At 39.2% G+C, this 20,297-nt stretch carries 19 protein-coding genes and 1 pseudogene; 17 read left to right on the forward strand and 3 right to left on the reverse strand.

What is annotated here, in order from left to right:
- Positions 1–84: 84 nt before the first annotated feature.
- Together J7E66_RS03715 and J7E66_RS03720 are read left to right on the forward strand one after the other, a co-directional pair.
- A pseudogene (locus J7E66_RS03715) lies at positions 85–279 on the forward strand (ABC transporter); the annotation flags it as partial.
- Between the two features lie 213 nt (positions 280–492).
- A complete protein-coding gene (locus J7E66_RS03720; protein ID WP_214998087.1) occupies positions 493–1,953 on the forward strand; it encodes a PAS domain-containing sensor histidine kinase in 1,461 nt (486 codons plus the stop codon).
- A 67-nt stretch (positions 1,954–2,020) separates the two neighbouring features.
- Here the strand turns inward: J7E66_RS03720 and J7E66_RS03725 are convergent, their stop codons facing one another.
- Positions 2,021–2,557 carry a ribonuclease H-like YkuK family protein gene (locus J7E66_RS03725; RefSeq protein ID WP_214998088.1) on the reverse strand — a complete coding sequence of 179 codons (537 nt, stop codon included), beginning with the start codon at positions 2,555–2,557 and terminating at the stop codon, positions 2,021–2,023.
- Positions 2,558–2,974: 417 nt separating this feature from the next.
- Here J7E66_RS03725 and J7E66_RS03730 point away from each other — a divergent pair, with 417 nt between their 5' ends.
- The 11 genes from J7E66_RS03730 (at position 2,975) to J7E66_RS03780 (ending at position 14,230) form a co-directional block, all read left to right on the forward strand.
- Positions 2,975–3,133: a hypothetical protein gene (locus J7E66_RS03730; RefSeq protein ID WP_180247603.1), complete on the forward strand. Its 159-nt coding sequence runs from the start codon at positions 2,975–2,977 to the stop codon at positions 3,131–3,133.
- 214 nt (positions 3,134–3,347) lie between these two features.
- Positions 3,348–4,421 carry a DUF2157 domain-containing protein gene (locus J7E66_RS03735; protein WP_214998089.1) on the forward strand — a complete coding sequence of 358 codons (1,074 nt, stop codon included), beginning with the start codon at positions 3,348–3,350 and terminating at the stop codon, positions 4,419–4,421.
- Positions 4,414–4,944: a GDYXXLXY domain-containing protein gene (locus J7E66_RS03740; protein ID WP_214998090.1), complete on the forward strand. Its 531-nt coding sequence runs from the start codon at positions 4,414–4,416 to the stop codon at positions 4,942–4,944. Before J7E66_RS03735 ends, J7E66_RS03740 begins: the two co-directional genes overlap by 8 nt.
- A gap of 212 nt (positions 4,945–5,156) precedes the next feature.
- The gene (locus J7E66_RS03745; protein ID WP_214998091.1) at positions 5,157–5,753 is read left to right on the forward strand and encodes a biotin transporter BioY; all 597 of its coding nucleotides are present in this window, start codon (positions 5,157–5,159) and stop codon (positions 5,751–5,753) included.
- Positions 5,754–5,952: 199 nt separating this feature from the next.
- A complete protein-coding gene (locus J7E66_RS03750; protein WP_251032742.1) occupies positions 5,953–7,728 on the forward strand; it encodes a sensor histidine kinase in 1,776 nt (591 codons plus the stop codon).
- 7 nt (positions 7,729–7,735) lie between these two features.
- Entirely contained in the window at positions 7,736–8,533 is a 798-nt protein-coding gene (locus tag J7E66_RS03755; RefSeq protein WP_214998092.1) for a response regulator transcription factor, read from the forward strand.
- A gap of 94 nt (positions 8,534–8,627) precedes the next feature.
- Entirely contained in the window at positions 8,628–9,938 is a 1,311-nt protein-coding gene (locus tag J7E66_RS03760; RefSeq protein WP_214998093.1) for an extracellular solute-binding protein, read from the forward strand.
- A gap of 87 nt (positions 9,939–10,025) precedes the next feature.
- The gene (locus tag J7E66_RS03765; RefSeq protein ID WP_214998094.1) at positions 10,026–10,901 is read left to right on the forward strand and encodes a carbohydrate ABC transporter permease; all 876 of its coding nucleotides are present in this window, start codon (positions 10,026–10,028) and stop codon (positions 10,899–10,901) included.
- Positions 10,902–11,016: 115 nt separating this feature from the next.
- Positions 11,017–11,817, forward strand: a complete 801-nt coding sequence (locus J7E66_RS03770) for a carbohydrate ABC transporter permease (RefSeq protein ID WP_214998107.1) — start codon at positions 11,017–11,019, stop codon at positions 11,815–11,817.
- Between the two features lie 75 nt (positions 11,818–11,892).
- A complete protein-coding gene (locus J7E66_RS03775) occupies positions 11,893–12,510 on the forward strand; it encodes a YesL family protein (protein ID WP_308162455.1) in 618 nt (205 codons plus the stop codon).
- Between the two features lie 109 nt (positions 12,511–12,619).
- Positions 12,620–14,230 carry a glycoside hydrolase family 43 protein gene (locus tag J7E66_RS03780; protein ID WP_214998095.1) on the forward strand — a complete coding sequence of 537 codons (1,611 nt, stop codon included), beginning with the start codon at positions 12,620–12,622 and terminating at the stop codon, positions 14,228–14,230.
- Positions 14,231–14,379: 149 nt separating this feature from the next.
- Here the strand turns inward: J7E66_RS03780 and J7E66_RS03785 are convergent, their stop codons facing one another.
- The gene (locus J7E66_RS03785; protein WP_214998096.1) at positions 14,380–15,114 is read right to left on the reverse strand and encodes an IclR family transcriptional regulator; all 735 of its coding nucleotides are present in this window, start codon (positions 15,112–15,114) and stop codon (positions 14,380–14,382) included.
- Between the two features lie 180 nt (positions 15,115–15,294).
- Between J7E66_RS03785 and J7E66_RS03790 the strand changes: the two genes are divergently transcribed.
- From J7E66_RS03790 to J7E66_RS03805, 4 genes are all read left to right on the forward strand, one after another.
- Positions 15,295–16,149: a dimethylarginine dimethylaminohydrolase family protein gene (locus J7E66_RS03790; RefSeq protein ID WP_214998109.1), complete on the forward strand. Its 855-nt coding sequence runs from the start codon at positions 15,295–15,297 to the stop codon at positions 16,147–16,149.
- A 17-nt stretch (positions 16,150–16,166) separates the two neighbouring features.
- Positions 16,167–16,928, forward strand: coding sequence for a dimethylarginine dimethylaminohydrolase family protein (locus tag J7E66_RS03795; RefSeq protein WP_214998097.1), 762 nt, complete (start codon positions 16,167–16,169; stop codon positions 16,926–16,928).
- 40 nt (positions 16,929–16,968) lie between these two features.
- A complete protein-coding gene (locus J7E66_RS03800; protein ID WP_214998098.1) occupies positions 16,969–18,375 on the forward strand; it encodes an amino acid permease in 1,407 nt (468 codons plus the stop codon).
- A gap of 113 nt (positions 18,376–18,488) precedes the next feature.
- Entirely contained in the window at positions 18,489–20,096 is a 1,608-nt protein-coding gene (locus J7E66_RS03805) for a M20/M25/M40 family metallo-hydrolase (protein WP_214998099.1), read from the forward strand.
- 54 nt (positions 20,097–20,150) lie between these two features.
- Here J7E66_RS03805 and J7E66_RS03810 read toward each other — a convergent pair.
- On the reverse strand, positions 20,151–20,297 hold a 147-nt coding region (locus tag J7E66_RS03810), incomplete at its 5' end, for an IS3 family transposase (protein WP_214998110.1).

The following is a 20,297-nucleotide window of genomic DNA, read 5'->3' on the forward strand; positions in this document are numbered from 1 at the left end:
AGAATGTTATAATCAAATTCAGAATTTATTGATAATGATTTTCATTATCAATAATGGAACGCTAGAATTATAGAAATGATGGGGTTTGTTATTGACCGTGCGACAGCAGTTGGCGGAGAAATTGGTGCAAAGGAAATTATTGAAAATGAGTTAGTTAAAAAAACTGCTGCCTTTAAGAATGATAAGATTATCTACCTAAATGCAGACACATGGTACCTAAGCGGTGGAGGCTTAAAATCTGTCAAAGCAATGGCCAAAGAAATAGAGGCAGCATTATAAAACAAGAAACAACCCCACAAACGCTTGGACTTAAGCTCCGAACGTTTGTTATTATGACCTAAAGCAGCTCAAATTGTCCGTGTAGGACGGACAATAGGGCTAAGTGTCTTTCGGTGGTGCCTGACACCATTTTGTAAAATACTTCTTTTCTTTATCGAAAAACTCTGTAAAATGGAGATTAAGAGTATAATAGATGTGTTTGGAGAGATCTCTATGTCGAAGAGTTTCCCGATTTTTACGAAAGAGAATGAATCTGTGGTTTATAATCCGGATGATTTAATTGACTTATTTCTTGACTGTACCGCAGACGCGATTTGTATGGTCGATATGGAGAATCGGTTTATTCGAGTGAACCACGTGTATACGAAGATATTTGGCTATACAGAGGACGATGTCATCGGAAAAAGAGTTGAAGAATTTCCCAATCCTGACATTGTGCATGATATTATTGAATCAGTCAAGAGTGGTGAAGCATATCCTGATATGGTTACCCAAAGATACCATAAAGACGGAAGCATACTTGATATTGCTGTTTCCTATTCTCCCTTTCGAAATTCATGTGGGGAAATTATTGCTGTTATTGCAATCTTTCGCGATATAACAGAGCATATAAATATTGAAAGAGAATTAAAAAAAACACGTGAACTGTACAAGCTTATAACTGAAAATACATCGGATATGATTAAGGTCTATTCGAGAGATAAAAAGATTGTCTATGCATCTCCTTCTCATGAAAACGGAATTGGATATACTCCTGACCAGTTAATAGGTAAAACCGTATACGATCTTATCATGCCAGAGGAAATAGACCATTTTGACAGAGTTTATCAAAGGTTAATAGAAACAAAGGAACCTCAACTGCTACAAACAAAGTTGCAAACAGGTAATAAGGAAGTAATATACTCGGAGACCACTATTTCTCCAATTTTTAATGAACAAGGAGAAATTGATTCCTATGTGACGGTGGGAAGGGATATTACAGACCGGGTAAAAAATGATGATGCCCTCCGAAATTTAGACCGGCTTTCGATTATTGGCCAATTGGCTGCTGGAGTTGCTCATGAAATACGAAACCCATTGACTTCGTTGAAAGGGTTTTCAAAGCTTTTGAAAGATACTAGGAACCAAGAAAAACAAAGTGATTATTTATCAATCATCATGAACGAATTAGATCGTATTGATATGATTGTGAATGAATTTATGTCGTTGGCGAAACCTCAAGCCATTCAATTTGATCAAGAAAATCTAAATTCAATCTTAGAAAGCACGGTTAATATACTTCATCCACAAGCTTTATTACATAATGTGCAAATAATCAGCCATTATCAAAAGGATAATATTGATTTGCTTTGTAATCCCAATCAGTTGAAACAGGTTTTTGTTAATTTTTTAAAAAATGCAATTGAATCGATGCCGTTTGGTGGAAATGTGAATATTCATGTGCAAAGGATAGAAGGCAAACGAGTGCAGATTAGCTTTTCGGATGAAGGGATGGGCATTGACGGCGAACTTATGCGCTATTTGGGAACTCCCTTCTATACAACCAAGGATAAAGGAATCGGACTTGGCCTAACCGTCAGCAACAAAATCATCCAGGAACATAATGGTACTATGAAAATCGACAGTCAACCTGGGAAAGGCACCACTGTAAAAGTTGAACTGGAATGCTTTTAATAAGGATGTAAAAAAAGGGTGTCAGGCATCATTAAGGGACAATTGTCCCACGTGGTGCCTGACACCCTTATTTGGTGTAACGATTTGCATAGCTAGAAGCAACAAAGGCATTTGGTTTGATTTTCGGTTCAACCCCCATTGATTCGATTCTCGTTACCATTTCTTTTACAAACTCACTCGTCTTGTTTCGTTTACCAGCACCGATATCAATGTGTCCTTCCATTGTGAAGGTTGCTCCTTTATATATATAGGGGAGGACAAGATTGATCAACTCATTTTTCCTTTCTTCGTTGAACATCGATACAATTTCCTCAGTTAACGACAATTCAAGGGAAATCCGTTCATGTAAGTGAGTCATTTTTCTTGGAATAATGACTTTCCTTATGCACGCCCATACTCCTTTTCCTTTATTTTGAATCACAATTCCTGTGATAAAAACAGTTGTGGATCTATGGACTTGAGAATCTGTGCCAACCATTAGTCGGTAGTTCCCACTTGGGTCTAACTTCATGAATGTTACAATCCGTTCAAAGACTTGTTCGAACGACAGTCCATTCTCCTGAAGATTTTGAAACAAATCGTGATAAGCCCCGTTTTTTTTCATCTTGAAGCACCACATCTTTCCTTTCCAACTAAAAAAATTTAGTCTCGACTCTTACTCCTATCTTATGGAAAGTGATTTATTGTCGTGCAGCCATTGAAAGTATTTGATCTTTATTGAAATGTATGTAGATAGGTGAGCAAAAATGCATGGGTGTGACACCTTAGGGTGTCAGGCACCGTCCGTGGACAAACGCTTCATTTGTCCGTCATGGGAGGACAGAGCGAAGGCTGCTCGGTATTGATTCGGTTTTGAATTATGCCCAATTAACAACGGAAAATGGAATCTGCTAACCTTATATAGAAATTAATAGCGTTGGAACAACCTTTTTTCTAAAAACAATTATTTGCCTAACAATATTTGTGCCAGTCCATCATTAGATAAAGAAACGGGATTTTATCTAGATAGGGATGGATGGAAATGGCAAAGAGAAACCGAGGGAAAACAATCAGCTACCTGCCTTCAAATGGCCGGGGAACCTGCCCGCTGTGTGAAAGGACAAGAATCAAGCTACTATATCCGCATACAACAGAAACAAACCAAACCATCAAAGTTTGCAAGAACTGCCGGGATAAATAAACAATGGTGTCAGGCACCGCTCGTGGACATTTGTCCTTTTGCAGTGCCTGACACCTTTTTCTTTTTTTGGTGATATCGGGCAAAGGGGGTCATACACTCATTTTTTAAAAGGATATTAACACTAATTGTCGAATAAACTTAACTGTAGTGCAATTAGCCTAAAGTGGTTGTGAGCGTGTAGTCCCAAATAAATAGATGTTAAAGGGGTGGGATGATGGTGAAACGGATTGTAAAACAGCATGAATTAAATTTTTTGAAGCGGGAGCTAAGGTTCTTAGAAGATTCAGAGATTCTGCCTGCAGGAAAGGCCAATGAAATAGATGAGATTTACGAGGTACAGAGACTTTCTTTCACAAAAACACTTTTGTATGTGGGTTCTATTTTGATTGGCGCGGGGGTACTCAGTTTTATCGCGAGTAATTGGGATGAGATTGGAAAAACAGCGAAGCTCCTATTAATCATCGCGTTGTTCGTTGCCAGTAATCTGGCAGGATTTAAAATGGAAAGGAACTATCCAAAGACATCTAAAAGCCTTTATTATGTAGGTGTTCTTGTGTTCGGGGCGGGGATTTTTCTTGTGGAGCAAATGTTTCATCTCGGAACAAATTCACAAAATGCTTTTTTATGGTGGTCGCTTGGCATTTTGCCATTAGCATGGGTATTACGGGATAAATGGATCCTACTAGCATCTTCCCTTTTTGTCCTCAAATACATGCTGGATGGACAATATCTCGAAGGGGTAAATATCCCGTATTGGACACTGCTTTGGATTGCCGCCATTTATTTACTTAATGAAAAAATACGTTTCTCAAAAGTGACGGGCTTTATCGCTGGCATATTGTCGCTAGCATTTATCGGGACGGTCATTAGCTTTTTTGTCAACCGCTATGACTATACTGATTTTCCTTACGTGTATGGATTAATCTATTTGGTCATAGGCGTGGCTCTAGTCCTCTTAAGAGGGAAAATTAGAGACATTTACGTTGTCTTGGGATACATCGTTCATGGTGCCGCAGCGCTATTGTTATCTTTTGAAGATACCTGGCCAATGGATTGGATGTATATTCCTTTTTCGGTCATCTATGTGCTCTATGTATTGTACTTAATTAAAAAAGGAAGTTTGCTCAGTATCATTATTTTATGCGTGATGATCTTCCGTTTTTACTTGGATTTATCCTTTGAATTCTTGCCAAAATCGTTCGTATTTATTATTGGAGGATTCCTGCTCCTAGGTTTCGGTTTTTATTTTGAAAAACAAAGGAAAAAAGGGGTGAGTGTGCATGAATAAGCGAGCAAAGCAGTTAGTTTTGGCTTGTTCGGTGCCGGTGCTTATTTTGTTAGGCATGTGCTTCGCGCCCCTCTATACCATGTTAACGGGGGAGGAAATGATTCTCCAAACGAAACCGGTGGACCCATCCGACCCTTTTAGAGGCGATTATGTGACCCTTCAATATGAAGCTGAAGAGGTCCCAATATCATTGTTGGAAAAAGCAGTGGTCACAAGATTGCAGAACAAGGGGGGACAGTTCGACGTATACGTCCTGATGGCGAAAAAGAACGGAGTCCACACCCCCATTAAAGTCAGCCTTGAAAAACCCGATAACGGATTATTCCTAAAAGGAACAATAAACTATATTGATAAAGACAACCAAGGACAAGAAATTGCTCTCATTGAGTACAATCTGGATAAATACTTCCTAGAGGACAACACCGGGGCAGAATGGGAAAAAGCCTCTGCTAAAGGAGAAATACTAGCCAAACTAAAAGTAAACAACGGCTATGCCGTCCTGACCGATATCACAACCAAGTAAAAGTTGGTGTTAGAAAATTAGTGTTAAAAAGTTGGTGTCAGGCACCACATGTGGACGAAACTGTCTTTTGTCCATGTGGAGAGGACATTGGTCTTTCTCGGTGCCTGACACCTTCTTGCATTACTAATGTTAACTTAAATTAAAATTATGTTGACAATACAACAATTAACCATATATTTTAATATTATAACAATAAATATTGGGGTGGGAGAATGAAGACAAAATTAAGAGCGTTGGATATAACACTAGTGGGGATGTTTGTGGCGTTGATGGCGATTGGGGCAAACATAACCTCCTTTGTACCTTTTATGGTGGTGGGAGGAGTTCCAATTACACTCCAAACCTTCTTTGCTATCTTGGCTGGGGCTATATTAGGGAGCAGGTTAGGATCGATAGCGATGACGGTTTATATGCTAGTTGGCTTTGTGGGCGTTCCTGTTTTTGCCAAATTTGGGGCAGGCCCATCGACAATTTTTAGTCCTACCTTCGGCTTTATTCTATCGTATATTTTTACAGCGTTTATCATTGGAAAAATCGTTGAGAAAAAGAAAACTGTCGTTGCCTTTATCATCGCCTCCTTAATCGGAATGGTTGTAAACTACTTCTTCGGTACAAATTGGATGTACTTTGCCTATAAGCTTTGGGCAGCAGCACCAGAAGGATTCACCTATAAAATGGCCTGGTTATGGATGGTTGTTCCACTTCCAAAAGACATAATTTTAGCCGTCCTTGCCGGAATCATGGCCCACCGACTAGAAAAAACCGTCCTATCAAAAGGGCAATTTAAACATTTAAAACGTGTTTCCTAAGGCTATCAAGTTATAAACAAACTAAGGGTGTCAGGCACCGCTCGTGGACATTTGTCTTTTAGCGGTGCCTGACACCCTTTTTTTTTTGACACTTTTTTTCGAAGTAATTGCTTGATACGAAACTTTTAGATTATTCGGATGTTATACATATAATTTAAAAGGGCATTTTGATATAATTCAGGAATAATGGATTTATATATTGATAGAAGTTATGACAGAATGGGTGATTACAATCATCAGGTCACGATTGAGAAGCTTAAATACCCTGCGTAATCAGATTCTAGCTGTTTTTTTGTTTGTTATGATGATTGTTCTTGCCATTGTTTCCATTATGGTATACAACCAGGTTGGAACTTTAATGAAGGACAATGCAGAGGAACAAATTCAGCAAACAGCAGTTGAAGCAAATGGAAGAATGGAAACATTATATAGACAAGTGGACACACTGTCGAACCAATTGGCGACGAATGGTACCGTCCAGCAGCTACTGTTAGGGATCGTTGACGGGGATATCATGGATTTCGCCAAGCAGCAATCGTTAATCAAAGTCATCAATAATTTCTACGCCTACTCGGATGGGATTTCCAACTTTGAACTATTTACATCTAAGGGGAAAAGAATTTATCCCTTTGATAATAAGCACTTATCTAACCGCATTCAACCGAGATGGATAGAGGTAGCGGATAAAGAAAAAGGACGATTAGTATGGGTTGGAAAAGACCCGGCCAATACCAATTATTCTTATGCCATTAGAAGAGTGAGTTTAATAGACCGTTGGTTTTCAAACGGGGGATATTTGGTTGTTCGGATCACTAACAGCTATTTTCAAGTAAAAGAGAACATAGAGGAACATGGAGAAGAGGGGTATATGATGCTCCTTGATCGAGATCTTGCTCCAATTACTGATAATTATGGAATTGATATTCAGAATATGCTTCTAGAAGGACAAAAAGCCGTTACCATTAATAAAAAAGAGTTCATGATAGTAAAGGAATCATCTAAACTGACGGGCTGGACATTGGTTATCCTAAAGCCGACGAGTTTCCTTTCAGAACGTGTCTCAGCGGTACGTTCCCTTATTTTACTATCAGGTGTAATCGGATATATCATTTTCTTTGTCTCTTCTATTTTTTTGGCGACGATGATCACGAGGCCAATTAAGCGACTAACCAATACAATGAAGAAAGCTAAAATGGATGAATTAAAGATAAATCCTGGAAGTTCCGCGTCGTTGGAAATTATTGAACTTAATAATACTTACAACCAAATGGTCGAAAACACGAATCACCTAATACAAGAGGTGTATGAAAAGGAACTGTTGCGGAGTAGAACTGAATTGAAAGCGCTTCAATCCCAAATCGATCCTCATTTTCTTTACAATACATTAAATGCCCTCTACTGGTCATTAGAAGAAAAGGGAGAAGAGGATTTGGCTGGGACAGTCATTGCGATGTCAGAGCTTTTCCGCTATACAATTGGAAACAAAAATAGTGGCGAATGGGTAACCATTCACGATGAACTTGAACATATTGAACGCTATTTACAGCTGATGAAAATGAGGCTGGGTGACCGATTGATATGGTCTATATCGGTGCTGCCAGAATACATAGATATAAAAATACCAAAGCTTATCATTCAGCCTTTAGTTGAAAATGCAATAATCCATGGAATTGAGAAAAAGAGAAAGCAAGGTGCCGTCCTTATCCATGTTGAAAAAGTGGACGACTCCTCAAATATAAAGATAACCATAAAGGACAATGGTTCAGGAATGGAAGCGGAAATACTTTCACAAATTAACCACGCGATAGAAATGGATGATGAGTCCTCGTTTAAAGGGATGGGGATGGCACTTACCAATGTGAATAAAAGAATTCGACTTTATTATGATCAATACAATTTGAAGCATCTTTACCTAGATAGTGAACAAGGCAAGGGAACAATGGTTACATTTGAAATTCCAGAGCTGAGGAGGTAAATAACAGATGTCTACCAAGACTATTTTAATCGTCGATGATGAGCAAACAACAAGGCAAGGCTTGAAAAAAACACTGGAAATATGGTCCGCGGGAAAATATGAAATAATAAGTGCAAATGATGGACCTGAGGCATATGAGCTATTTGGCAAACATAAAATCCACCTTCTAATCACAGATGTTTGCATGCCTGAGATGGATGGTTTGAAACTGTTGAAAAACATTAAGGATAGAGGATATAAGCCCGTTGTGATGATTATTTCTGGACATCCTGATTTTGAATATGCTCAGGAAGCAATTCGTCTTGGAGTAATTAATTATCTCCTGAAGCCGTTAAGTAAACAAAAGCTAATTGAAGCGGTTGAGCAGGCGTTGGAAACAGAAGCTAACATCGAGAGGGCAGACCATCTAGAAAAAGTCGCCGATCAAAAGCTACTGAATGTGGATGCTCGGAATGACCTCTCGAATTCTCTAATAAAAGATGCAATTTCATACATAAATAAAAATTTAAATAGGCAGGTCAGCTTAAAGGAAGTGGCTGATACCGTCCATTTAAATGCCAGTTATTTCAGTGTTTTGTTTAAAGAACAAACCCGTTTGACATTTAGTGAATACCTGACGAGAAAAAGGCTGCAAATGGCCAAAAACCTGTTATTGACTACGGATGCACATGTCGAAGATATCGCCCAGCAGGCAGGCTATCAAACAGCTAAGTATTTCATTAAAATCTTTAAGGATTATGAGGGAATTACACCAAGCAAATACAGAAAAGTGGCTGTCCTTGACGAAGCACCTATCCAAAAATAGTGGAATTTCCCCCAATCGCGGTTACCTTACCGTGATTTTTTATTAGTGCTAAAATTCAGTATGTAAGCGAAAACAATTCACTGGGGGTTTTGAAATGTTTAAGAAAGCGTATACATTGTTACTAGTACTTGTACTTCTTCTTACAGCTGGTCTTGCTGGCTGCAGTGGTTCTGACAAGGCTAGCAATGAGAGCAGTTCCAAGAAAACGATTAAATTCATGCACCTTTGGCCTGCTGGAAGCTCCAAACAACAAAACTTGATCGTGTCAGATATTATTAAGCAATACGAGGCAAATCATAAGGATGTAAAAATTGAGGTTGAAGTACTTGAAAATGAACAATACAAGAACAAAATGAAAGTTCTTTCCTCATCTAACGAGCTTCCAGATGTAGGTTTTACATGGGCAGCTGGATATATGACTCCTTTCGTTAAAGGAAAGCTTTTTTCACCACTTGATGATGTATTATCTGGCGGTTTGAAAGACTCTTTCGTTAGTGGAACAACAGAAGCATATGCGTTAGACGGCAAAACTTATGGCCTTCCACTAGAATTAAACATCGCTCCTATTTATTACAATAAAGAAATCTTCAAAAAATTTAATCTCGAAGTACCTCAAACTTACAGTGAATTCACAAATGTTGTGAAAACAATTGCTAGTAAAGGTGTAGCACCAATTGCACTTGGAAATAAAGATCGTTGGACTGGATCTCTATGGTATATGTATCTTGCAGACCGTTTAGGTGGTTCTGAGGTTTTAAACAAGGCAATCGATCGTACTGGTTCATTTGACGATCCTGCCTTAGTAGCAGCTGCAGATGAAATTCAAAAACTTGTAAAAGAAAATGCATTCAATAAAGGATTTAATGGTTTGTCTAATGATGAAGGAAAATCAGAATTCTTAAATGGAAAAGCTGCTATGTACCTAATGGGGACATGGGAACTTCCGAACTTCACGACAAATGAAGAAATTCCACAAGCATTCCGTGACAATGTTGGATTCTTTAAATTCCCAACAGTTGAAGGCGGTAAAGGGAACATCGACAGCTGGGTTGGCGGTCCTGGGGTCGGCTTGTTCGTATCTGAAAACTCAAAGGTTAAGCCTGAAGCAAAAGAATTTGTTAAATTCTTTGTTGAAAAATGGGGAGAGCAATCTGTTGAAAAAGCAGGTGTAATTCCAGCTACTAAAGTTGATACTGCCAAAGTTAAATTACCACAACTTTATATTGATGTATTAAACGAATTGAATAAAGCTAGCAATCTAACATTATTCGCAGATGTTCAAATGAGTGCATCTGTTGCTGAAACACATTTGAATCTAATTCAATCACTGTTCGGGAACGAAGTGAATCCAAAAGATTTTGCTAAACAACACGAAGATGCGTTAAAGGCTGACGAAGGCAAATAATCGCAACTTAGAAAAAAGGGGCATATATCTTTACTTTTGGTATGTGCCCCTTCATTTTTATCCTGTTTGCAAAGGAGTTGAATCGTAATGAATAGAGTTATGTCTAATAAAAAGATAGTTGCTCTGTATATCACACCAGCGCTTTTTCTTATCCTTGCCTTGATTTATGTCCCAATTGTCCAAACCGGATATTTCGGCTTAATGAAATGGAATGGAATCGGAGAGATGGAATTCATTGGATTAAAAAATTATGCCCATCTGATACAGGATTCCTTGTTTTGGAAGAGTGCCTACCACTCCTTAATACTGGCAGTTTTTTCAACACTTAGCTTGATTGGTTATTTATTCATCTCGATGATATTGGCAGGCAAAATAAAAGGAGCAGATTTGCTTAGAAAAATCTATCTGATTCCCATGCTGCTTGCATCTGTTGCCATTGCGCAACTCTGGCTGAAAATTTACCACCCTACAAATGGAATTCTAAATAGTGTTCTGGTTTCACTTGGAGTTGAAAATCCACCCGCATGGCTAGCTGAACCAGGTATCGCGCTATACGCAATTATCGTTCCGATTATCTGGCAATATGCAGGCTTTTATATTTTGATCTATTATGCAGCATTGAAAAACATCCCGGATTCCCTTGAAGAAGCTGCGAGAATTGATGGCGCTACGCCACTTCAAATTGCATTAAAAATAAAAATTCCATTAATCATGAATGTAATCAAGGTAACGATTGTTCTTGCAGTTGTCGGATCATTGAAATATTTCGACTTGATTTATGTCATGACTGATGGAGGTCCAAACAATTCCAGTGAGGTTATGGCCTCATATATGTACCATAAAGCATTTAAGGGCTTTGACTTTGGGTACGGAAGTGCTATTGGTTTCTTCTTATTAATCATCTGTTTAGTTGTAACGTATATCATAAGGAAACTTACCACACAGAATGACGATATTTATTAAAAGAGGGGGGATTTAGGTGAATACGGTGAAAACGACTGGATCTCCGGTAATCATAAATAAGGAAAAATCGAACCTAGCGAAGAGCCCATTCCTTAATCGCGCAGCCTATGGAATTATGTACCTATTCCTTATTATCGTAGCAATTTTTCAAATCTTTCCGATCATCTGGTTATTTCTTTTCTCATTGAAAAATAACCAAGAAGTTTTTAATATGTCCCCCTTTTCCTTGCCAGCACAGCCAAAGTGGGAGAATTACCAAAAGGTTTGGACAGAGGGGAACATTAGCCAATACTTTTTCAACAGTATCACCTACACGGTAGTAGCGGTTGTAATGACTGTTATTTTAGCAAGTATGGTAACATTCGCCCTTACGAGAATGAACTGGAAGGGAAGTAAATTGGTGTTGGGCTTATTCATGGTTGGACTAATGATTCCGGTCCATTCCACACTGATTCCTTTATTCAATACTTTTACAAAAATAAACCTGATTGATAATCCGCTTTCCGTCATCTTCGCCTATACTGCCTTTAATCTGCCGATCACAATTATGATATTGCTTGGATTTTATGAGGCACTGCCAAGAGAGGTAGAAGAGGCTGCTGTAATGGACGGAGCTTCGATTAATCATATATTTTTCCGAATTACTCTGCCAATGACTGCACCAGTTATTGCAACGGCAGCGATTATTAACATGATTTACAACTGGAATGAATTTGTTTTCGTCAACACATTTATTAGTTCAGACAGCTTTAAAACGCTGACAGTTGGAATTCAGAACTTTATCGGTCAATATACAACGGACTGGGGTGCAATTGGTGCAACACTTGTTATTAGTATCCTTCCAATTCTGATTGCATTCTTAATCTTGAGCAACCGAATTGTCGAAGGAATTGCTTCGGGTTCAGTTAAAGGCTGATTTATTAAAATCTAGCAACCTATGAAAATAGGATGGAAGGTATTGATGGAAACTAGGGATTAGAGGTGAAAAACCGTGCAACTTGGAAAAACGATGGGGAAACTGTTCACTTTTTGTGAGTGGATCATGAGGCTTGCATACGTGAATCTATTATGGTTTTTCTTTTCCCTGGCAGGATTGGTTCTCCTAGGAATCATGCCGGCAACGGTGGCTCTTTTTACGATCGTTCGAAAATGGCAGTTGAAAGAAACCGACCTCCCCATTTGGAAAACGTTTCTTTCCGTTTACAGACAAGAATTCAAAAAGTCAAATGGATTGGGTATATGTATTGGATTGAGTGGGGCATTTATCATTTTTGACTTTCTTTACTTGAGAACAGTAGGAGGAGCGCTCCAATTTGCCTTGTTCATTCCATTACTGATGATCACAGGATTTTATGTACTTACCCTTGTTTATATATTTCCAGTCTATGTCCATTTTGAATTAAAAACTTTGGATTATATAAAAAATGCCTTTTTCTTAAGCGTACTTAATTTCCACATGACCGTTTTGATGCTGGCAGCTTCAGCGGCGATCATTTTCTTGAATTTGTACCAAACAAGCTTCATCCCACTTTTTAGTGCTGTAACGATTGCTTGGATAATGATGTTTGGAGGGAATTATTGCTTTAACCGGGTGGGGGCTAGACACTAGATTTGCAGCAGCTCTTCCAACCTAAAGAAAAATGGCGCATTCCTCATGTCATTAAGAAACAGGTACAAAAATGAGCATGGATATTAGTTGATGAACAGGAGTGTTAAAAATGGCTACAATTCAAAATCCAATTTTAACGGGTTTCAATCCAGATCCGTGTATTTGCCGGGTTGGCGAAGATTATTATATTGCGGTGTCGACATTTGAATGGTTCCCAGGGGTGGGGATTTACCATTCCAAGGATCTAAAAAACTGGCGATTAGCAGCGAGGCCGCTAAACCGGTTAAGCCAGTTGAATATGATGGGGAATCCGGATTCGGGAGGAATATGGGCACCGGCACTAACCTACCGTGATGGTCAGTTCTGGCTGATTTATACGGATGTAAAGGTGGTTGAAGGTCAATGGAAGGATTGCCATAATTACCTTGCTACCTGTGAAACAATTGATGGCGAGTGGTCAGACCCAATTTATTTGAATAGCTCAGGCTTTGATCCCTCATTATTCCATGATGAAGATGGTAAAAAATATTTGGTCAACATGAATTGGGATCATCGTATGGGTCATCACAATTTTTACGGGATTTCACTTCAGGAATACAGTCCGGTAGAACAAAAGTTAGTTGGTAAGGCTGAAATTATTTTTAAAGGAACAGATATTAAACTAACGGAGGCGCCGCATTTATATAAAATTGGCGACTATTATTATCTATTAACAGCTGAAGGAGGCACGAAATTTGATCACCAAGCAACCATTGCACGCTCTAAACAACTGAGGGGTCCATACGAAGTGCATCCGGAGAACCCGCTGATCACGTCGTTCCATGCCCCGAGGATTCCTCTTCAAAAAGCAGGTCATGCTTCGATTGTACATACCCATACAGGTGAGTGGTTCCTTGTTCATTTAACTGGGAGACCATTGTCCAGAGAAGGACAGCCTTTGTTAGATCCTCGGGGCTACTGTCCACTTGGAAGGGAAACTGCGATCCAAAGACTAGAGTGGAAAAATGATTGGCCATACGTTGTCGGAGGAAATCAGCCATCTGTTGAGATAGAAGGGCCAAGGGTGGACGAAGTGAAGTGGGACAGGGACTTCCCTGAGAAAGACGAATTTGATACAGAAATGTTGAACCCTCATTTTCAGAGCTTACGGATCCCATTAGGGGAGAAAATCGTTTCATTAAAAGATAACCCTGGCCACTTGCGCCTGTACGGGAAAGAATCGTTAACTTCTAAATTCACACAAGCATTTGTGGCAAGACGTTGGCAGCATTTTACCTTTAGCGCGGAGACAAAGGTTGCCTTTACCCCGAATACCTACCAGCAATCTGCAGGCCTGGTGAATTACTATAATACACAGAACTGGACATCATGCCAGGTCACCTGGAACGAGGACAAGGGGAGAATCCTAGAACTCATGACCTGTGACAATTTTACCTTTGACCAACCGCTTCAAGGTCAAGAAATTGTCATTCCAGAGGATGTTGAATATGTGTATCTTCGTGTGGATGTGATGACGGATGTATACCAATACTCCTTCTCCTTTGATGGTGAGAACTGGTCAGTGATTCCAGTAACATTCCACTCCTACAAGTTGTCGGACGATTATATTCAAGGCGGCGGCTTCTTCACCGGCGCATTTGTAGGCATGCAATGCCAAGACACATCAGGCCAAAACCTGCATGCAGATTTTGAATACTTTAGTTACAAAAACAACAATTGATACTATTTTACATTTAAGTTTGTTGTTGATATCAAAAAAGGTGTCAGGCACCACTCGTGGACATTTGTCCACCAGTGGTGCCTGACACCGTCCTTTTTAGTTCGGATCACCCAATAATCTATTTCAGACACCTGATATAAATACGGAACCTATTTGAATCGAAGTTTGGTGGAAATTTGCTTTCCGTACGCGATGACTCTCTCGATTAGGAAGTTTTTTCGTTCTTCCGTTATGTTGAAATTGACATAACCAATACTAATAGCGCCAATTAGTTCATTTATTTGGTTAAAAATAGGGGCAGCTACTGATGATGTGCCTTTCGTTCTCTCCCCATGACTCTCCCCATAGCCCTCTTTCACTATTTGATTTAATACAATTAAAAAAGTATCTCTATCTTCTTCAGCTACTAGTTCATTTACGATTTTTTGCCTTTCAATTGAGGGCATATGGGCTAACATGACTTTATTTGCTGCTCCAATGTTAAGTGGAATACGTAATCCTAGTTGATCATATATACGGATCGGATTTTGCTGGCAGTCAATTCTCTCAACGATTAATGATTCTAGCCCCATTGGTTTACTGAAATAAATACTCTCTTCTACCTCAAGCATTAATTTTTCCATCTCGGGGCGAATTAACCCTACAAAATCAAAGGTATCATACATCTGTAAGCCGTATTCTAACCAGGTGTTCCCCATTGAATAATGTTTTAAATTTGGATCCTGTTGTATCAGTCCATGCTGCTTCATTGATTGTAAAAGACGATGCATCGTACTTACGGGTAAGTCACACTCCTTAGATAAATCAGTAATTGAAAACCATTTCTTTGTTTCATTTCCAACAAGGACTTTGATCACCTGCATGGCTCGATCGATCGTTTGCATATCTTCATCTCCTATTTAAATTAGGTATCAGTAAAAATATTAATAACTATTAATCAGTAAATTCAAAATATATTGACATGAAATTATTACTACTATAATATCATATTATAAGTTTTCCTGTCAGGGGAAATGAATTCCACTATACGGAAAAGTGAAGGGGGAAATGCTTTGGCATCATCTATGTATAAAAAACTTACCACCGTTATTGTTAAACACCCAAATGAAGCCTTTATTAATCAAGAACATTTAAAAAAGGAATGGGAAAAATTCAACTATATTCATGAACCTGATTTTTCAAAAGCACAGCATGAATTTGAACAGTTTCTTTCTATTATTAAACAGCATGTGAACCATATTGAATTTTTACCCGTGTCAGAACGTGTAGGATTAGATTCTCTCTATGCCCATGATCCCGTTAAATTTACGAAAAAGGGTGCAATTATTTTAAAATCAGGGAAAAAATTACGACAGCCGGAAGCCGAGGTGTATAAACAATTTTTAATAGAAAAGGACATTCCTATATTAGGTGAACTTACTGGTGAAGCAGTAGCTGACGGGGGAGATCTTGTTTGGCTGGATGATCGCACACTGTTAATTGGCCGTGGATATCGAACGAATGATGAAGCGATCCGCCAAATCAAGGAAATTACTAAAGGTTTAGTGGACGAATGTATCGTTGTCCAGCTTCCGCATGACCAAGGTGAGGACGAATGTCTACATCTTATGTCTTTTATTAGTATCGTAGATGATAACCTGGCTGTTATTTATTCGAGATTAATGCCAGTCTTCTTAAGACAAATGCTAATCAAGCGTGGCTTTGAACTAATTGAAGTTCCCGACGAAGAATATCATCGACTAGGCTGTAATGTCCTTGCCTTAGCACCGCGGATTTGTATGATAGTTTCTGGAAGCCCTTACACTAAGGGGAAATTAGTGGATGCGGGGGCAACCGTCTATGAATATGAAGGAAATGAAATCTCTTATTTAGGTACAGGTGGTCCGACCTGTCTCACTTGTCCTGTTATCCGTACATAATCGAAGGAGGAAAAAATATGTTTAAAACTACAATTGTCAAAACACCTGGTGAAAGCTTCATCCATGGCTTAACGACTTCTGATCTAGGGAATCCTAATTTAGAAAAGGCACTCGAGCAGCATAAAGCTTATATTGATGCACTAAAAACCTGTGGGGTAGAAGTAACCGTCCTGCCTAATCATGAGGATTTCCCAGACTCTACCTTTGTAGAAGACACGGCAGTGCTGACACCTGAGTTTGCGGTTATTTCAAACCCAGGGGCTCCTTCACGTAACGGGGAAATTTTTGAGATGGAGCCGATAATAAAATCCCATTATGAAAACATCTATTATATCAAGTCACCAGGAACCCTTGACGGCGGCGATATTTTACAAATTGATAATCATTTTTATATAGGACTTTCTGAAAGGACAAATTTGGAAGGAGCTGAACAATTAAAGCAAATTCTTGAGTTGGAACATTACCAGGCTACTATTGTTCAACTAGAAAAGTTTTTCCACCTTAAAACAGGTATTTCTTATCTTGGAAATCGTACAATTGTTGTCGCAGGTGAATTTATTGATCATCCAGATTTTAATTCCTATACAAAAATTATCGTTCCACCGGAAGAGGAATATGCAGCGAATTGTATTCGTGTGAATGACTATGTCATCATTCCAGCAGGTTTTCCTCAAACGAAGCAAAAAATGAACGAGGCTGGTTTTCGGACGATTGAGGTCGACATGTCTGAATTTCGTAAATTAGATGGCGGCTTAAGCTGTTTATCACTACGTTTTTAGGAACATTGGAGACTGCTAATAGACAAGGGGTGTGTGGGAGATGGTTGAACGAGAGGGTCAGCAGAATCAATTAAATCGATCAATGAAACGTCGTCATTTGTTTATGCTTTCGTTAGGAGGGGTCATAGGAACAGGGTTGTTTTTAAATGCTGGCTATACCATTAATCAGGCCGGAGCTGGCGGTGCATTAATAGGTTATTTATTTGGCGGGATCATTTTATACTTGGTCATGGTGTGCCTAGGGGAACTGGCTGTCCACATGCCTGTAACAGGCTCATTTCAAACATATGCAAGTAAATTTATTAGTCCTTCCGCTGGATTTTCGTTAGGCTGGATGTATTTCGTTGGTTCAGCCACAACGGCTGGGGTTGAATTTACCGCGGCAGGAATCCTAATGAAACGGTGGTTTCCTGATGTTTCAGTCTGGATATGGTGTGCTGTTTTCATCGCCCTGTTATTTGTCCTCAATGCTCTTACAACCAGAGGATTCGCAGAGGCAGAATATTGGTTTGCAGGTATTAAAGTGGTTGCTGTTATTTTCTTTATTATTATTGGTTTCGCTGCTATTTTTGGAATCATTCCATTGGCCGACCGTCCCGCACCATTTTTAGAAAACTTAGCACCATCAGGATTGTTCCCTGCAGGTTTTGTCATCCTTTTTGTTACGATGATGAATGTTATCTTTTCCTATCAAGGATCTGAATTGATTGGAATTGCTGCTGGGGAAAGCGAGGAGCCGGAAAAGAATATTCCCCGAGCCATTCGAAACGTCCTTTTTAGAATTATCGTCTTTTATCTAGCTTCTATTGTTATATTATCCGCCATTTTCCCATCTAAGGAACTGGGATTATTGGAAAGTCCATTCGTAACCCTTATGGATATGGCAGGTATTCCTTTCGCACCAGATATTATGAACTTTGTTATACTGACAGCAATATTATCGGTTGGAAACTCATGTATTTACGCGTCGACTCGTTTACTATGGGCGATGGCGCAAGATGGAATGGCTCCAAAACGGTTTGGAAAGCTATCAAAACGCAAGGTTCCATTTGCTGCTCTAGTATTTACGATGGTTTTTTCTCTATTATCCTTGCTAACTAGCTTCATTGCAGCTGACACAGTATTTGTATTGTTAATGTCGATTGCCGGCATTTCTGTTACGATTTCGTGGATCGGCATTGCCCTTTCACAGTTGTTGTTTCGGAGGAAATACCTGCAAGATGGCGGAAAATTAGAGGAGTTACAATATAAAGTCCCATTTTATCCATTAATACCAATTATTTGTATCGTATTCTGCGTTTCAATCTTAATATTCTTGGCCTTTGATCCGACCCAATTAGTCGGTTTACTAGTGGGTTTAGGATTTTTAGCCGTATGCTATATTTCCTATTATTTTAAGAATAAAAAGGACAAATTAAGTGCAAATAATGATGTGGACTATCGATAGGTTGTCACGCTAGGGTGTCAGGCACCACTCGTGGACAGTTGGCTGCATTTGTCCATCTTAGGTGGACAGTTGTGATTCACCATTTTGTAATTAATTAAAGGAGTAATCGGGTAATGAATCAGCTAAATTGGGGGAGACCAGAGGCACTTCGTGAGCTTTTGTGCGAAGTGGTGAGCTGGAGAAGCATGACATTAACAGAGGGTGAACGTAGTTTTCCTTCAAAGGTAGAAGCAAAACTACGAGGGTTGGGCTATTTTCAAGAAAATCCTACTCATTTGCTTCTTCACGATGCCGATCAGGGCAGGCGGTTTTTAACTGCTTTATATAAACATCCAAATGCAAAAGAAACCATCGTTCTCATTAGTCATTTTGATACAGTGAATACGGAGGAATATGGAGATCTAGAGGATTTTGCTTATCAGCCAGAAGAGCTAACCAACTTGCTCCATGAAAGATTGGATGGGTTACCGGAAGATGTGGTGCAGGATCTGAAATCTGGAGAATATTTATTCGGCAGAGGCACGATGGATATGAAAATGGGACTTGTGATGCATATGGGATTAATCGAAAAAGCAACTGTCGACCAATGGCCGATCAATCTTCTCTTGTTAACCGTGCCAGATGAGGAAGTAAATTCGGCGGGTATGTGTGCAGCTGTACCGAAATTATTAGAACTAAAGGAAAAGTATGATCTCACCTTTAAGCTTTTCTTGAACGGAGAACCCGTATTTTCACAAGAGCCGGGTGACGAAAATTATTATGTGTATTCAGGTTCCATCGGTAAAATTATGCCATCGGCACTTTTTTACGGGAAAGAGACACATGTTGGTGAACCTCTCAGTGGAATCACAGCACCATATATTGCATCGTTTTTGACGCAGAAGATGGAATGGAATTTGAGCCTTCAAGAAACGGTGAGGGGTGAAACAACCCCTCTTCCGGTCACACTTCAACAAAAGGATTTAAAACTTGAATACTCCGCTCAAACACCATATCGCGCAGCAGCCTTGTATAATGTATTTTTAATGGAGCGGAATGCGGAAGAAATTATGGATATCTTTGAAAAAGTGGCTGTTAACGCGGCTAGTACCTGCAACCGGGCCTATTTGGAAGTCTGCAAAGAGCAGTATGTAGACCCAGTAGGTGAAGTGAGTGTCTTACGTTATGAGGCGTTACTTACGCATGCGATTAATAAATTTGGAACGGATTTTGTCGAAGCAATCAAGGCAGCTATTCATGCAAATTCAGAATGGGATGACCGTGAAAAATCCCTCCGTATTGCAGATACTCTAATGATTCAGTGCCAGGAACTTGCACCGGCGATTGTTTTGCTATTTGCTCCACCTTATTATCCAGCGGTAAATTCATCAAATGATGAACTCATTACACAATGTGTAGAATATGTGAAGGAGCAAGGTCTCGCAAAATTTAATTTGCCTGTTCAGCAAGTTCACTATTTTAATGGAATTAGCGACTTAAGCTATGTTAATTATCAGGACGATGGGGAAGGATGGACCGTCTTCAAATCAAATACCCCGGTATGGGGCAGCGGTTACAGCATCCCATTCGATGCGATGAAAGAACTCCAAGCTCCTGTCTTAAATGTTGGCCCACTCGGAAAAGACGCCCACAAACGAACGGAGCGTCTTCATATGAAAAGTGCATTTGAAGAAGTTCCAATTCTTGTCGAGGGTATGATAAAAATGATGATTAATAACTAGGAAAGAAACTGATTCGCATTGAAGTGACCCCGAAAAGTTAGACAGGTAATTTAATTAAGCAGCTACTAGGGTTTGAGTACGGTATTGCACCGGACTCAAACCTTTTAATTTTGTCTTAATTCGTTTTTTATTGTAATAATCGATATAAATTGCTAATTCTTGTTTAAATTGTTCAACATCTTCAAACTCTTGTGTATATAA

The sequence above is a fragment of the Bacillus sp. ISL-7 genome (genome assembly GCF_018613065.1).

Excerpts from the sequence above, each read along its gene's own strand:
- J7E66_RS03720 (WP_214998087.1), top strand. The coding sequence starts at position 493 with ATGTCGAAGAGTTTCCCGATTTTTACGAAAGAGAATGAATCTGTGGTT.
- J7E66_RS03725 (WP_214998088.1), bottom strand. The coding sequence starts at position 2,557 with ATGAAAAAAAACGGGGCTTATCACGATTTGTTTCAAAATCTTCAGGAG.
- J7E66_RS03730 (WP_180247603.1), top strand. The coding sequence starts at position 2,975 with ATGGCAAAGAGAAACCGAGGGAAAACAATCAGCTACCTGCCTTCAAAT.
- J7E66_RS03735 (WP_214998089.1), top strand. The coding sequence starts at position 3,348 with ATGGTGAAACGGATTGTAAAACAGCATGAATTAAATTTTTTGAAGCGG.
- J7E66_RS03740 (WP_214998090.1), top strand. The coding sequence starts at position 4,414 with ATGAATAAGCGAGCAAAGCAGTTAGTTTTGGCTTGTTCGGTGCCGGTG.
- J7E66_RS03745 (WP_214998091.1), top strand. The coding sequence starts at position 5,157 with ATGAAGACAAAATTAAGAGCGTTGGATATAACACTAGTGGGGATGTTT.
- J7E66_RS03755 (WP_214998092.1), top strand. The coding sequence starts at position 7,736 with ATGTCTACCAAGACTATTTTAATCGTCGATGATGAGCAAACAACAAGG.
- J7E66_RS03760 (WP_214998093.1), top strand. The coding sequence starts at position 8,628 with ATGTTTAAGAAAGCGTATACATTGTTACTAGTACTTGTACTTCTTCTT.
- J7E66_RS03765 (WP_214998094.1), top strand. The coding sequence starts at position 10,026 with ATGAATAGAGTTATGTCTAATAAAAAGATAGTTGCTCTGTATATCACA.
- J7E66_RS03770 (WP_214998107.1), top strand. The coding sequence starts at position 11,017 with ATGTACCTATTCCTTATTATCGTAGCAATTTTTCAAATCTTTCCGATC.
- J7E66_RS03780 (WP_214998095.1), top strand. The coding sequence starts at position 12,620 with ATGGCTACAATTCAAAATCCAATTTTAACGGGTTTCAATCCAGATCCG.
- J7E66_RS03785 (WP_214998096.1), bottom strand. The coding sequence starts at position 15,114 with ATGCAAACGATCGATCGAGCCATGCAGGTGATCAAAGTCCTTGTTGGA.
- J7E66_RS03790 (WP_214998109.1), top strand. The coding sequence starts at position 15,295 with ATGTATAAAAAACTTACCACCGTTATTGTTAAACACCCAAATGAAGCC.
- J7E66_RS03795 (WP_214998097.1), top strand. The coding sequence starts at position 16,167 with ATGTTTAAAACTACAATTGTCAAAACACCTGGTGAAAGCTTCATCCAT.
- J7E66_RS03800 (WP_214998098.1), top strand. The coding sequence starts at position 16,969 with ATGGTTGAACGAGAGGGTCAGCAGAATCAATTAAATCGATCAATGAAA.
- J7E66_RS03805 (WP_214998099.1), top strand. The coding sequence starts at position 18,489 with ATGAATCAGCTAAATTGGGGGAGACCAGAGGCACTTCGTGAGCTTTTG.